Consider the following 12,778-nt stretch of genomic DNA (forward strand, 5'->3'; position numbering starts at 1 on the left):
TACATGAATAAGCCAAAAGTAAGAGAAAGTATAAAGAATGTGATTGAAATTGTTGACTCTGTTCTACAAGGTGAAAGCACAATCAACAGAAGGACTAGTGATTCAGATTATCAAAAACACAACTATACGCCTGAGGCTCTTTTAGCAAGCATAAAAGATAGTGCTGAGAGTGCAATGAAAGGGTTAGACGAATATGAATAAAAATAATGAAAAGGAGATGGGGCTAAATGAGCATCGTTAAGAACGCAAAGAACTATCCATATCTATTAACTAGAGAACAAGCATCAGATTTCTTAGGGATAGACCCAAAATCATTTGATAAATACATCCGACCACACGATGAACTAGAACGCTTCATGATCGGCAAGCATGAACGATACACCATGAAATCCTTAGTGCACTTTATCGAAGAACACTCCGTTTAAAATGCTGTCAGTTGATAAGATGCTAGTTTAGAAATACAATATAGATGTATTCAACTAGCGTCTATCTGCTATTTTTATGAGAGGGATGATAGTATGGCTAGTATAGTAAAAAGAGGAAAATCATACAGAGCACAAGTTTCATTGTACAAACACGGTCAACATAAAAGGATTTCGCAAACCTTTCCAACAAAGAAAGAAGCAAATCTCTGGGCTTTAGAAATGGAATTAGCCAAAGGGGAAGGTAAAGAACTTGCCCAAAGAACAACAACATTTGCTGACTTCTTTGAGAATTGGATTTACCTTGTAAAGGTCAATGATGTTAAAGAAACGACATTCCAGAATTATGTTCGTACTTCAGGCATTATTAGAAATTTATTTCAGGATATCCAATTAAAAGATTTGAATGATATTGTTGTTCAGAAGAAGATTGACGAATATGCGAAAACACATTCACGAAAAACAACACATGAAGTACTTCTTAAAATTAAAACATCTCTACGTGATGCATATGCTCGTGGCTACATTGTGAATGATTTTGCACCATTAGTAAAGACACGGGGTGTGAATCCACCAAAACGAAACAGGGCTTTGTCTATTACAGATTTTAAAAAGCTCCGCACTTACGTTTTACTGCATCCAGAAGATGAATTCAACGTCCTTGTATTACTAGCATTAGAAACAGGTATGCGACGTGGAGAACTACTAGCAATACGACCAGAGAGTCTTTATGAATACGGAATAAAAGTTAGACATTCCATCAGCCCTACCTCTGACGATACTTCATTAAAGACACAAAATGCAAAACGTGATGTTTCTATAAACAAAGAAGTGTATGAGCTTATTCGTAGGATTCCTGTTAAAGAGAATGGTTATATTTTTAGTTTTGGGGGATTTAAACAATCTGAACAGTTGACTGAACTACTAGAGAAACTTGACATTAAAAAAACAACGTTTCACGGTTTGAGAGATACACATGCATCATTTTTGTTTGCCCAAGATATTGATATTGCATATGTATCAAAACGATTAGGACACATAAATATCCAAACAACACAAAATTATTATCTGGAATTAATGCCAGAAAAAAAGCACCAGCAGGATGCCGATGCTTTAAATCTGTTAAGTGCTTTGTAAGATTAACGTTAATTTGCACCAACTTGCACCCAAAAACCTTTGGAAACGTTGGTATATCAACAAACCTATTAACGTTTTGAGAACTGAGGTGCACGACGTGCGCCTTTAAGACCGTATTTCTTACGTTCTTTCATACGAGCGTCACGAGTTAGGTAACCTTCGCGTTTTAGAGTAGAACGGTATTCTGGATCTGCTTCTAATAATGCGCGAGCGATACCGTGACGGATAGCACCAGCTTGACCAGTGAATCCTCCACCATGAACGTTTACTAAAACATCATATGTTCCTTGAGTTTCTGTTGCAGCCAATGGCTGGTTAAGAATCAAAAGTTGTGTTTCATATGGGAAATAGTCTTTTGCGTCACGACCATTGATTGTTACATTACCTGTACCTGGTACTAAACGTACACGGGCAGTTGATTTTTTACGACGACCTGTTCCATAGTATTGTACTTGTGCCAATTGTTTTACCTCCCTTTTAATTACCCACGAAGCTCATAAACTTCTGGTTTTTGTGCTTGATGATTATGCTCTGCACCTTTGAATACGTGCAATTTTTTAGCCATTTTACGACCTAGTGGCCCTTTTGGTAACATACCTTTAATAGCAAGCTCTAGCATTTGCTCAGGGTATTTTGTACGCATTTCATCAGCGTTACGCTCTTTTAATCCACCTGGGTGGTTTGAATGACGGTAGTACATTTTGTCATTGATTTTGTTTCCAGTTAATTCGATTTTCTCGGCATTGATAATGATAACATTGTCACCAGTATCTGCATGTGGTGTGTAAGTTGGTTTATGCTTTCCGCGAAGGATTGCAGCAACTTCACTTGACAGACGACCAAGACGTTGGCCTTCCGCATCCACAACGAGCCATTTGCGTTCAATATTAGATTCATTCGCCATGAAAGTTGTGCGCATGATAAGTTCCCTCCATATATTTAATCATTTTATTTGATTTAATTTTAATTCGATTTTTATATTCTTAACATAATTAGATTCCGGGGCTAATCATGGTTTAGAAATAAAATGCCATAAATCATAATATACCAAATCACACAGATTTGTCAAGCTTACGCGCGATTTATTTTGCAAAAAAGAACGATAATCAACAAATTATTTTTTATAGGTTACATTCCACAAATAGAGTCCTTGTGGCGAGATTGTTTTTCCTGCCAATTGGCGGTCTTTTTTCTCTAATAAGTCAATAATGTCTGTTGGCTGCCGCCTTCCTTGTCCGATATCTAATAACACACTTACCATAATTCGGACCATGTTATACAAGAAGCCGCTTCCTTTGAAAACAAACTCGATCTCATCACCATTTTTTTGGCATGCAGCCTGATAAAGTGTACGAATTTTACTGCCCTTTGCTGTTGATTTTGCTGATGAGAAGGTTGTGAAATCATGCGTGCCCATTAAGTAGGTACAGCCTTCCTGCATTTTTTCCATGTCTAATTCATACGGAAAATTGTAGGAATAATTTCGTTTGAATACATTTGGTTCTTTCGCATTCCATACGAAGTAGTGATATTCCTTCTCCTTTGCACTATACCTTGCATGAAAGTCTTCAGAGACCTCTTCTACCTCATCGATATATATATCATCGGGGAGCAGTGTATTCATTGCACGTTTCCAGTTTTCCTCTGGTATGGTGTATGGTGAATCAAAGTGAATTACCTGGCCAATGGCATGTACGCCCGTATCAGTGCGACCTGACGCTTGCAGATGGATTTCTGACCCTTTATGCATCTTTTTCAAAACGCCTTCGATAGACCCCTGTACGGTCCGATTTTGGGGTTGTCTCTGAAACCCTGAAAATCCGGAGCCATCATATTTAATCTTACATTTTAACCTTGGCATCGCCATCCAGCCTTTCTCTTACCCATACATACGTGCTAGGATTAAACCTGCCACTACGAGAATAAATAAAATAAGAACAAAAATATCACGTTTTTCAATTTTTAATTCCCGAAGCTTGCTTCGGCCTTCCCCACCTTGATAGCCACGAGCTTCCATAGCCATTGCCAGCTCTTCAGCTCGCTTAAATGCACTAACAAAAAGCGGGACAAGGAGAGGGACAATCGCTTTAATTCGTTCTCTGATCGGCCCTGTGCGGAAATCAACACCACGAGAAGCCTGTGCCTTGGAAATCTTATCTGTCTCTTGCATCAATGTTGGAATAAATCGTAAGGAGATAGACATCATTAATGCTAATTCATGAACAGGAAACTTAAATCGCTTCAGCGGATGCAGCATATCTTCAATAGCGTCCGTGATTTCAATTGGTGTCGTTGTTAACGTTAGTAAAGAGGTAACAAGTATAAGCAAGAAAAACCGAATTGAAATTGCAAACCCCTGAATCACGCCACCTGAATAAAATTCAAAAACCCAGAAATCAAGAATTACTGTTCCTTCCTTTGTAACAAATAAGTGCAAAATAAATGTAAATACAATCAAAAACCAAACCGGTGTCAGACCTTTCATAATAAACCTTATTGGCACCTTCGAAGTAAACATACATGTTAGGGCAAAAATGGTTAATAAGCTATATCCCGCTACATTATTTGCAAAAAATACGATAAAAACAAAAAAGAAAATGATTGTTATCTTTGTTCTCGGGTCAAGTCTGTGTACGATTGAGTCTCCTGGAACATATTGGCCAATAATTAATGCGTTATTCATGTTGATTCAGCTCCCCTAATTTGCTGCTGAATCGCTTCTGCAAGCTCTTTTATCGGTTGCTTTTTAAATGGGATCGATATTCCAAACTTCTCTTGGAATTCATCCAAAAATTGAACCACTTCCGGGACATCAAGTTGTACACGCTGAAGTGCTTCCTTTTGGCTGAAAACTTCCTCAGGAGAACCTTCCATATACTTTGTCCCTTTATTTAAAATAAGTACATGGTCAGCATATTTTAAAGCATCCTCCATGCTATGCGTGACAAGTATCGTTGTTAAGCCTTGGTTCTGATGGAGTTTATAAAACATGTCCATAATTTCTTTTTGGCCCCTTGGATCAAGCCCTGCTGTTGGTTCATCAAGCACAAGGACATCAGGCTTCACGGCGAGCACTCCAGCAATCGCAACCCGGCGCATTTGGCCGCCACTGAGGTCGAAAGGAGATCGTTCTAGAAGTGTTTCATCAAGTCCAACTGCTGGGGTAATTTCGTTAATGCGCTTTTTAATCTCTGTTTCTGCTACACCGAAATTTTGTGGGCCAAATGCAATATCTTTTGCAACGGTTTCTTCAAATAATTGATGCTCCGGATATTGGAATACAACGCCAACCCTACTGCGCAATTCCTTCATATCCTTTGGCTTCTCTTCCTTTGATAAGTGATAGCTGCCAATCGATACTTTGCCCTCTGTTGGAATTGCAAGCCCATTGAGGTGCTGAATTAATGTTGATTTTCCCGAACCAGTATGTCCAATGATAGCAACAAATGAACCTGATTTTATATGAAAGGATAGATCCTCAATCGCTTTATGTGCAAAAGGTGTGTTTTGTTGATAGATATAGGTTACGTTCTCGAATGTAATGTCCATAGGTCCTCCAACAATTCTTCATGATTTAGCGGTTCAGCAGAAATGGCTACTCCTGCTTGTTTCAATTCATCTGCTAGAATAGCAACAAACGGAACATCCAGTCCAATTTCTCTTAGAGCTTCTTTTTGCGAAAATATCTCTCTAGGTGACTGCTCTTTCCAAATTTCCCCGGTATTCATTACAATAACACGATCCGCTTGAGCCACCTCTTGCAGATCATGTGTTATTGTTATTAATGATAACTTTTCCCGGCCTTGAATACTTGCCACAGTTTGCATAATCTCCTGACGGCCGCTTGGGTCAAGCATTGCGGTTGCTTCATCTAGAATAAGAACCTTTGGAGCAATTGCTAATACACTTGCAATCGCTACACGCTGTTTCTGACCACCAGACAGACGATGCGGTTCTGTTAAACGATAGTCCTGCATACCAACAGCTGCTAATGTGTCTATGATCCGCCTTTTCATTTCTTCACGGGGAACTCCGCGGTTTTCCATTCCAAAGGCAACATCATCCTGTACGGTCGCTCCAACAAATTGGTTGTCTGGGTTCTGAAAAACCATTCCTACTTCCTTACGAATATTCCAGATGGACTCCTCATTCACTAACTCGCCATCAATAATAATTTCCCCCTCTTGAGGAAACAGCAAACCGTTTAACAACTTAGCTATTGTTGATTTCCCTGAACCATTGTGTCCGATAATTGCTACCCACTCATTTTCATAGATTTCAAAAGAGCAGTTTTTTAACACCCAGGGCCCCTCATCTCCATATCTAAATGATACATTTCTAAACTCTATTAACTTTTTTCTCATCTAAAATCCTCCTCTACCTTGCTATAGCCCTGGTTTTATGTATATTTATTGATTAACTTATAAAATCCATAGTATCCGTGGCATTCCCATTCCAACACCACATGGGCTCTGTGGGAGCCCGTTTGCATTTCTTTACTAAGACAGCTACGAAAACCTAGTAAAGAAAAGCAAATTACACTCCAAGGGCTAAAATCTGCACAGTACGCTACCTGGGTTATGAGTACGTCTCTGAATAGTTACTATAGCGTTCCATGTCTAGTATCGCGTAGTCTCTGAACGAGCCCGCTGCACTTTTCCTGTCTAGTATCGCGTGGGCTAGAGACTACGGGTCATAAGCATTAGACACTCCGAGCGCCAAAACCATGCGCTCTGCGGTCTCCTGCTTATGTCCTGCGTCTCTGAACGAGCCCGCTTTACTTTTCCTACAAAAAAAGGGCTTGGATTAACCTCGAGAGAGATTGAGTCCTGCCCTTGCCGCATTTTGCTTGATTAAACCAATTCAATGATTGCCATTTTAGCTCCATCACCTTGGCGTTCACCCAGTTTAAGAACACGAGTGTATCCACCTTGTCTGTCTTCATAACGAGCAGCAACGTCATCAAAAAGTTTTTGAAGAACACTGTTTTCTTCATTAGCTTCTTTGTTATATAAGAACGCTGCAGCCTGACGACGTGCGTGAAGATCACCGCGTTTCCCAAGTGTAATCATTTTTTCTACGATCGATTTAAGCTCTTTCGCTTTTGCTTCTGTTGTTTCAATCCGCTCATGAATAATTAAATCAGATGCAAGGTTACGAAGTAGTGCCATACGATTGTCTGTTGTACGTCCTAACTTTCTAGCCACGGACTATCCCTCCCTTTTCTGAAACTCTAAAGGTGACTGTATAAATCAGTCATCATTGCGTAAACCTAAACCTAGGTCCGCTAATTTAACTTTTACTTCTTCCAAAGATTTACGACCCAAATTACGCACTTTCATCATATCCTCTTCAGACTTGTTAGCAAGCTCTTGAACAGTATTAATACCAGCACGTTTTAGGCAATTATAAGATCTAACAGATAGATCAAGTTCTTCGATTGTCATTTCCATGACTTTCTCTTTTTGATCTTCTTCTTTTTCCACCATAATTTCAGCGTTTTGCGCTTCATCTGTTAAACCTACAAAGATATTAAGGTGTTCTGAAATAATTTTAGCGCCTAAAGAAACTGCTTCTTCAGGACGAATGCTTCCATCAGTCGAAACATCCAGTGTTAATTTATCATAGTTTGCTACTTGGCCGACACGTGTGTTTTCAACTTGATACGTAACACGTGAAACTGGTGTGAAAATGGAATCAATCGGAATTACACCGATTGGTTGCTCATCATTTTTATTATCATCAGCTTGGCGATAACCACGTCCACGCTCAGCAGTTAGCTTCATATGCAAGCTGCCTTTGCTGTTTAGCGTAGCAATATGCAAATCAGGGTTCATTACTTCTACATCACTATCATAAGTTAGATCAGCAGCTGTAACTTTCCCCTCTCCTTGAACATCAATTTCCAATGTTTTCATTTCATCAGAATAGATTTTTAGAGCGAGTTTTTTTAGATTCAAAATTATTGTTGTTACATCCTCAACAACACCATCAATCGTTGAAAACTCATGCAGTGCTCCATCAATTTGAACAGATGTAACAGCAGCACCTGGTAGTGAGGATAATAAGATACGACGCAAGGAGTTTCCAAGAGTAGCACCATATCCACGTTCAAGCGGCTCTACTACAAACTTTCCAAATGTAGCATCCTCGCTAATTTCAAGCGTTTCAATCTTCGGCTTTTCAATTTCGATCATTCAATAAAACCCTCCTTTAAAACGTCGAAACCCCGGCTAGACTTAGTGTCTAACCGAAATTCCCCAATTAAGGCAGTTGGCGTTTCTGCGCTACCTGTATTTCTTTCGTACGATTCTGTCTCGGATGCTTTTAGATTATTGCTTCATATTTTTAAGCTATCATAACCCATTATAGACAGGGTGACAAATTCTATACGGTATAATTAAACTCGGCGACGTTTTGGTGGGCGGCAACCATTGTGAGGAACAGGAGTTACATCCACGATTGCTGTAACTTCCAGACCTGCTGCTTGAAGTGAACGAATAGCTGCTTCACGTCCAGCACCTGGTCCTTTTACTGTTACTTCCAAAGTTTTCATGCCGTTTTCGACTGCTGATTTAGCTGCAGTTTCAGCAGCCATTTGAGCTGCGAATGGTGTTGACTTTTTAGAACCTTTAAAGCCTAATGCACCTGCAGAGCTCCAGCCAATAGCATTGCCTCTTGTGTCTGTAATGGTAACGATCGTATTGTTAAATGTAGAACGGATATGTGCTACACCTGTTTCAATATTTTTTTTCACACGACGTTTACGTGTATTTGTATTACGTGCCATTGATTAGCTTACCTCCTTACTTTATTTTTTCTTGTTAGCCATTGTCTTACGTGGGCCTTTACGTGTGCGTGAGTTGTTTTTCGTTTTCTGTCCACGAACTGGTAAACCACGACGGTGACGTAAACCTCTATAAGAGCCGATTTCAATTAGACGTTTGATGTTAAGGGAGATTTCACGACGAAGGTCACCTTCAGTTGTGAATGCATCAATCGCTTGACGGATTCTTCCTAACTCGTCTTCTGTTAAATCACGTACACGAGTGTCTTCAGAAACGCCTGCTTCTTTGAGGACTTTCTGTGCGGTAACTTTTCCAATTCCATAAATGTACGTTAATGAAATTACTACACGTTTGTCACGTGGAATATCAATACCTGCAATACGTGCCATCTACACTTGCACCTCCTATTTTTAGCCTTGTTTTTGTTTATGCTTCGGATTTTCGCAAATCACCATTACTTTACCTTTGCGTTTGATGACTTTGCATTTTTCACAAATTGGTTTTACAGATGCTCTTACTTTCATCATCTTTACCTCCTTTTATATCGGAGCTCGTTTATTTATAACGGTACGTAATTCGTCCTCTGGTTAAATCATACGGAGAAAGTTCAACCGTTACCTTATCACCCGGTAAGATACGGATGAAATGCATACGGATTTTACCAGATACATGCGCTAAGACCGTATGGCCATTTTCAAGCTCAACATTAAACATTGCGTTTGGCAATGTTTCCGTTACAGTACCTTCTACTTCAATTACATCATCTTTCGCCATCGTGTAGATCTCCCTTCTTTAAATCAGTCACAACCTGAATCTTAAATGTAGTTATGGCAAATCGCAATTTCCCATTTGTGACGCGACCAGTTTCTAGAAGGCTGTTTTGGACTTCTGGGGAAATATAATCCACCATCTCAATGTGATGCAGATTCTTCTTCTTTGGTCTATTCGTTTTACGCTTCTCCCCATCAGCTAACAGGACAAACTGATCATCTATAACTTCAATGATTATTGCGTATTGGCCTGCTTCACGTCCTTGCTTAATACGAACTATCTGACCGAGCAGAGAACCTGAATTGTTCCGCACAACAGCGATCACCATCACTTAGGCTATAGTTTAAAATTCACACAGGACAGGCGTAACTATTTATCATCCTGTGCAAGTTTATATAAAGTAATACATGTATATTCCCTGAATACTTTCGTCATATATTATAACTTTTCAAGAAAAGATTTGCATCTATTCTGTGTCAAAAGTTACCTAAATGACTTATTTTTCAAGAATTGCTTGAATATCCTGGAAGACTTCATCGATGTCACGATCTCCATCTACTGTCACAAGATATCCCCTATCTTGATAAAAATCAAGTAACGGTTGTGTTTGCTTTATATTAACGGATAAACGTTTCTTAACTGTCTCTGGTTGATCGTCTTCCCGTTGAATTAATGTAGAACCATCTTTGTCACATACACCTTCTACTTTTGGCGGGTTGTATACAACATGGTATGTTGTTCCGCAAGTAGGACAAATTCTCCGTCCTGTTAAACGCTCTACCAATTTTTCTTCTGGTACATCTACATGTAATACGTAGTTGATTTTTCGATTTAATTCTGTTAGAAGTTCTTGTAAAGCTTCCGCTTGTGCAATCGTTCTTGGAAATCCATCCAATAGAAAACCATTTTCACAATCTGCTTTACTTAAACGTTCTTTTACAATTCCAATGGTTACTTCATCTGGAACAAGTTCACCTTGATCCATAAATCCTTTAGCTTTCAAACCAAGTTCAGTACCCTCTTTGATCGCTAAACGGAACATATCCCCAGTTGAAATATGAGGGATGTTATATTTCTCTTTTATTTTCTCTGCCTGTGTACCTTTACCAGCACCAGGTAATCCCATTAAAATTAAATTCAACATTTTCCCCTCGCTCTCATTGGCAGCAGGAAATTACTTAATAAATCCTTTGTAGTGACGCTTCACTAGCTGGCTTTCTAATTGCTTCATTGTCTGTAATGCAACCCCTACAACGATTAGTAAGCTTGTGCCACCGATTTGTACTGCGGTAGGCAGATTTGCAAGACTACCTAATATAATAGGTAGCACAGAAACAGCTGCTAAGAAAATAGCTCCAACAAATGTTAAGCGATACAAAACACGTGTCAGATATGTTTCTGTATTTTTCCCAGGACGAATCCCTGGAATATACCCACCTTGTTTTTGTAGGTTTTCAGCCATCTGTTCAGGGTTAACTTGAACAAAGGTATAGAAATAAGTGAAGGCAATAATTAATGCTACGTATACTACCATACCAACTGGCTGCGTATAATCAAATATATACGTAATAGTCGATGCTACTTGATTGCCTTCAAAGAATCCAGCAATCGTTGTTGGAGCCATCATAAATGCAATTGCAAAGATAACAGGAATAACTCCTGAAGCATTCACTTTAATCGGCAAATGCGTTGATTGCCCTCCAACTGGTGATCGATTTACAAGTTTTTTTGCATATTGGATTGGTATTTTACGTAATGCTTGGTTTACAAATATAACCCCAACGGTAACTGCAACAACAACCAAGGCAATTAATAGTACAATAATGATATTGATAAACAACTCATCGCCAGGATTAACAAAATACTGACTGAATAGTTGACCTACACCATTTGGTACTGCTGCCACGATTCCTGCAAAGATCAGGATTGAAATCCCATTGCCGACACCATTGGCAGTTATTTGCTCACCCAGCCACATTAAAAATGCTGTTCCACCTGTCAGTGTGATAGCAATGACAAGAAACTTCATAAAGTTAGGGTCTACAATCAGTAAACCACCTGCCATCGCATTAAACCCAACTGACATTGCAATAGCTTGAATAAATGCAAGCACAATCGTTCCATAGCGAGTAACCTGTGCAATCTTTTTACGTCCCATTTCACCCTGCTTTTTCCACTCGGTGAACTTAGGCACAACATCCATTTGCAATAACTGCATGATGATGGATGCTGTAATGTATGGCATAATTCCCATTGCAAAAATGGAGAAATTTTGAAGGGCTCCGCCACCAAAGGTGTTTAGAAACCCAAATACATTTTGTTGGTTCATAAAGTCTATAGCTGCTCTATCCGTAAATGGAACAGGTATAAAAGTGCCTAGACGGAAGACAATCAACATTAATAATGTGAAAATTATTTTCCGTCTAATATCAGCTACGCGCATAAAATTGGAGATTGTACGAAACATTAGATCACCTCAGTTTGACCGCCCGCTGCCTCGATTGCTTCTTTAGCTGAAGCTGAGAACTTGTGAGCTTTTACTGTCAGTTTCTTTTCGATAGTGCCACCTGCTAGTACTTTAATACCAGCATTCAGCTTACTTACGACACCTTCTTCAAGTAATAGCTCTGGTGTGATTTCAGTGCCTTCTTCAAAACGATTTAATGTATCTAAGTTTACGATTGAGTAATCTTTACGGTTGATGTTAGTGAATCCACGTTTAGGTAAACGTTGGAACAAAGGCATTTGTCCACCTTCAAATCCTGGACGTACACCGCCGCCTGAACGAGCTTTTTGGCCTTTGTGTCCACGACCTGAAGTTTTTCCGTTACCAGAAGCAGTTCCACGACCAACACGGTTTCTCTCTTTGCGAGTTCCTTCTGCCGCCTTCAATTCATGAAGTTTCATGCGAGCACCTCCTCTTACGCTAATGTAAAATTAAATTTCTTTAACTGCCAACAAGTGGGACACTCGATTTACCATACCACGTACGGCTGGAGTATCTTCAAGTACAACGGTTTGACGAATTTTCTTCAATCCCAATGCTTGAACAGTGTTTCTTTGTACAGCAGTTCCACCAATGACACTGCGTGTGAGGGTGATTTCTAATTTTTTAGACATAGTGATTCCCTCCTTATCCTAACAGTTCTTCTACAGACTTTCCACGTAATTTCGCTACGTCCTCAGCTGTTTTTAAGTTTGTTAAGCCATTTAATGTTGCACGAATCATATTAATTGGTGTATTTGAACCAAGTGACTTAGTTAAAATATCACCGACACCAGCTAATTCTAAGACAGCACGAACCGGTCCGCCAGAGATAACTCCAGTACCTTCTGTAGCTGGCTTCATTAGTACGTTACCAGAACCAAATCGTCCATGAATTTCATGAGGAATAGTTGTTCCAACGATTGGTACTCTAATTAAGTTTTTCTTTGCATCATCAACAGCTTTTTTGATAGCTTCAGGTACTTCTTGTGCTTTACCTGTACCGAAACCAACATGGCCATTCTTGTCACCAACTACGACAAGTGCTGCAAAGCGGAAACGACGTCCACCTTTAACAACTTTAGCAACACGGTTGACCGTCACAACGCGTTCTTCAAGATCTAATTTGTTCGGATCAATGTTAATTCTCATTCCAATGGTCCCCTCCTTATCAA

General features: G+C 39.5%; 21 protein-coding genes. 3 read left to right on the forward strand and 18 right to left on the reverse strand.

The features are described 5' to 3' along the window. Positions 1-3 precede the first annotated feature (3 nt). The 3 genes from NSQ77_RS09545 to NSQ77_RS09555 all read left to right on the forward strand — a co-directional run bounded on the left by NSQ77_RS09545 (position 4) and on the right by NSQ77_RS09555 (position 1,559). A complete protein-coding gene (locus tag NSQ77_RS09545) occupies positions 4-201 on the forward strand; it encodes a hypothetical protein (RefSeq protein ID WP_339230600.1) in 198 nt (65 codons plus the stop codon). 26 nt (positions 202-227) lie between these two features. Next, positions 228-425, forward strand: a complete 198-nt coding sequence (locus NSQ77_RS09550) for a DNA-binding protein (RefSeq protein ID WP_339230601.1) — start codon at positions 228-230, stop codon at positions 423-425. Between the two features lie 93 nt (positions 426-518). Then, positions 519-1,559: a site-specific integrase gene (locus NSQ77_RS09555; protein ID WP_339230603.1), complete on the forward strand. Its 1,041-nt coding sequence runs from the start codon at positions 519-521 to the stop codon at positions 1,557-1,559. A gap of 68 nt (positions 1,560-1,627) precedes the next feature. Here the strand turns inward: NSQ77_RS09555 and rpsI are convergent, their stop codons facing one another. The 18 genes from rpsI to rpsE all read right to left on the reverse strand — a co-directional run bounded on the left by rpsI (position 1,628) and on the right by rpsE (position 12,755). Next, a complete protein-coding gene (rpsI, locus tag NSQ77_RS09560; protein WP_095313499.1) occupies positions 1,628-2,020 on the reverse strand; it encodes a 30S ribosomal protein S9 in 393 nt (130 codons plus the stop codon). Positions 2,021-2,040: 20 nt separating this feature from the next. After that, on the reverse strand, positions 2,041-2,478 hold the full coding sequence (gene rplM, locus NSQ77_RS09565) for a 50S ribosomal protein L13 (protein ID WP_095313500.1): 438 nt from the start codon (positions 2,476-2,478) through the stop codon (positions 2,041-2,043). Positions 2,479-2,673: 195 nt separating this feature from the next. Next, the gene (gene truA / locus NSQ77_RS09570) at positions 2,674-3,420 is read right to left on the reverse strand and encodes a tRNA pseudouridine(38-40) synthase TruA (protein ID WP_339230607.1); all 747 of its coding nucleotides are present in this window, start codon (positions 3,418-3,420) and stop codon (positions 2,674-2,676) included. Positions 3,421-3,438: 18 nt separating this feature from the next. Beyond that, positions 3,439-4,242, reverse strand: a complete 804-nt coding sequence (locus tag NSQ77_RS09575; protein WP_339230609.1) for an energy-coupling factor transporter transmembrane protein EcfT — start codon at positions 4,240-4,242, stop codon at positions 3,439-3,441. Further along, entirely contained in the window at positions 4,239-5,108 is an 870-nt protein-coding gene (locus NSQ77_RS09580; protein WP_339230611.1) for an energy-coupling factor ABC transporter ATP-binding protein, read from the reverse strand. Before NSQ77_RS09580 ends, NSQ77_RS09575 begins: the two co-directional genes overlap by 4 nt. Next, positions 5,084-5,923, reverse strand: a complete 840-nt coding sequence (locus NSQ77_RS09585) for an energy-coupling factor ABC transporter ATP-binding protein (protein ID WP_339230613.1) — start codon at positions 5,921-5,923, stop codon at positions 5,084-5,086. The genes NSQ77_RS09580 and NSQ77_RS09585 overlap by 25 nt, the downstream gene beginning before the upstream one ends. A 489-nt stretch (positions 5,924-6,412) precedes the next feature. Further along, entirely contained in the window at positions 6,413-6,766 is a 354-nt protein-coding gene (gene rplQ, locus NSQ77_RS09590; protein ID WP_339230615.1) for a 50S ribosomal protein L17, read from the reverse strand. A 45-nt stretch (positions 6,767-6,811) separates the two neighbouring features. Beyond that, positions 6,812-7,756: a DNA-directed RNA polymerase subunit alpha gene (locus NSQ77_RS09595; RefSeq protein WP_149474247.1), complete on the reverse strand. Its 945-nt coding sequence runs from the start codon at positions 7,754-7,756 to the stop codon at positions 6,812-6,814. 203 nt (positions 7,757-7,959) lie between these two features. Next, entirely contained in the window at positions 7,960-8,349 is a 390-nt protein-coding gene (gene rpsK / locus NSQ77_RS09600; RefSeq protein WP_339230617.1) for a 30S ribosomal protein S11, read from the reverse strand. Positions 8,350-8,370: 21 nt separating this feature from the next. Then, positions 8,371-8,736: a 30S ribosomal protein S13 gene (gene rpsM / locus NSQ77_RS09605; protein ID WP_339230619.1), complete on the reverse strand. Its 366-nt coding sequence runs from the start codon at positions 8,734-8,736 to the stop codon at positions 8,371-8,373. Positions 8,737-8,757: 21 nt separating this feature from the next. After that, complete coding sequence (rpmJ, locus tag NSQ77_RS09610) at positions 8,758-8,871, reverse strand: 50S ribosomal protein L36 (protein ID WP_010095733.1); 114 nt, start codon at positions 8,869-8,871, stop codon at positions 8,758-8,760. Positions 8,872-8,902: 31 nt separating this feature from the next. After that, positions 8,903-9,121: a translation initiation factor IF-1 gene (gene infA / locus NSQ77_RS09615; RefSeq protein ID WP_010095735.1), complete on the reverse strand. Its 219-nt coding sequence runs from the start codon at positions 9,119-9,121 to the stop codon at positions 8,903-8,905. Continuing rightward, positions 9,108-9,446 carry a KOW domain-containing RNA-binding protein gene (locus tag NSQ77_RS09620; RefSeq protein WP_339230621.1) on the reverse strand — a complete coding sequence of 113 codons (339 nt, stop codon included), beginning with the start codon at positions 9,444-9,446 and terminating at the stop codon, positions 9,108-9,110. The genes infA and NSQ77_RS09620 overlap by 14 nt, the downstream gene beginning before the upstream one ends. Positions 9,447-9,614: 168 nt before the next feature. Then, positions 9,615-10,259: an adenylate kinase gene (locus tag NSQ77_RS09625; RefSeq protein ID WP_339230623.1), complete on the reverse strand. Its 645-nt coding sequence runs from the start codon at positions 10,257-10,259 to the stop codon at positions 9,615-9,617. A 33-nt stretch (positions 10,260-10,292) separates the two neighbouring features. Next, complete coding sequence (secY, locus tag NSQ77_RS09630) at positions 10,293-11,585, reverse strand: preprotein translocase subunit SecY (protein WP_339230625.1); 1,293 nt, start codon at positions 11,583-11,585, stop codon at positions 10,293-10,295. Further along, positions 11,585-12,025, reverse strand: a complete 441-nt coding sequence (gene rplO / locus NSQ77_RS09635; protein ID WP_339230627.1) for a 50S ribosomal protein L15 — start codon at positions 12,023-12,025, stop codon at positions 11,585-11,587. The genes secY and rplO overlap by 1 nt, the downstream gene beginning before the upstream one ends. A 30-nt stretch (positions 12,026-12,055) precedes the next feature. Next, the gene (gene rpmD / locus NSQ77_RS09640) at positions 12,056-12,238 is read right to left on the reverse strand and encodes a 50S ribosomal protein L30 (protein ID WP_339230629.1); all 183 of its coding nucleotides are present in this window, start codon (positions 12,236-12,238) and stop codon (positions 12,056-12,058) included. Between the two features lie 13 nt (positions 12,239-12,251). Further along, positions 12,252-12,755 carry a 30S ribosomal protein S5 gene (rpsE, locus tag NSQ77_RS09645; protein ID WP_149474240.1) on the reverse strand — a complete coding sequence of 168 codons (504 nt, stop codon included), beginning with the start codon at positions 12,753-12,755 and terminating at the stop codon, positions 12,252-12,254. Positions 12,756-12,778 lie beyond the last annotated feature (23 nt).

The sequence above is a fragment of the Oceanobacillus sp. FSL K6-2867 genome, from assembly GCF_037963145.1.
Lineage (GTDB): Bacteria > Bacillota > Bacilli > Bacillales > Amphibacillaceae > Oceanobacillus.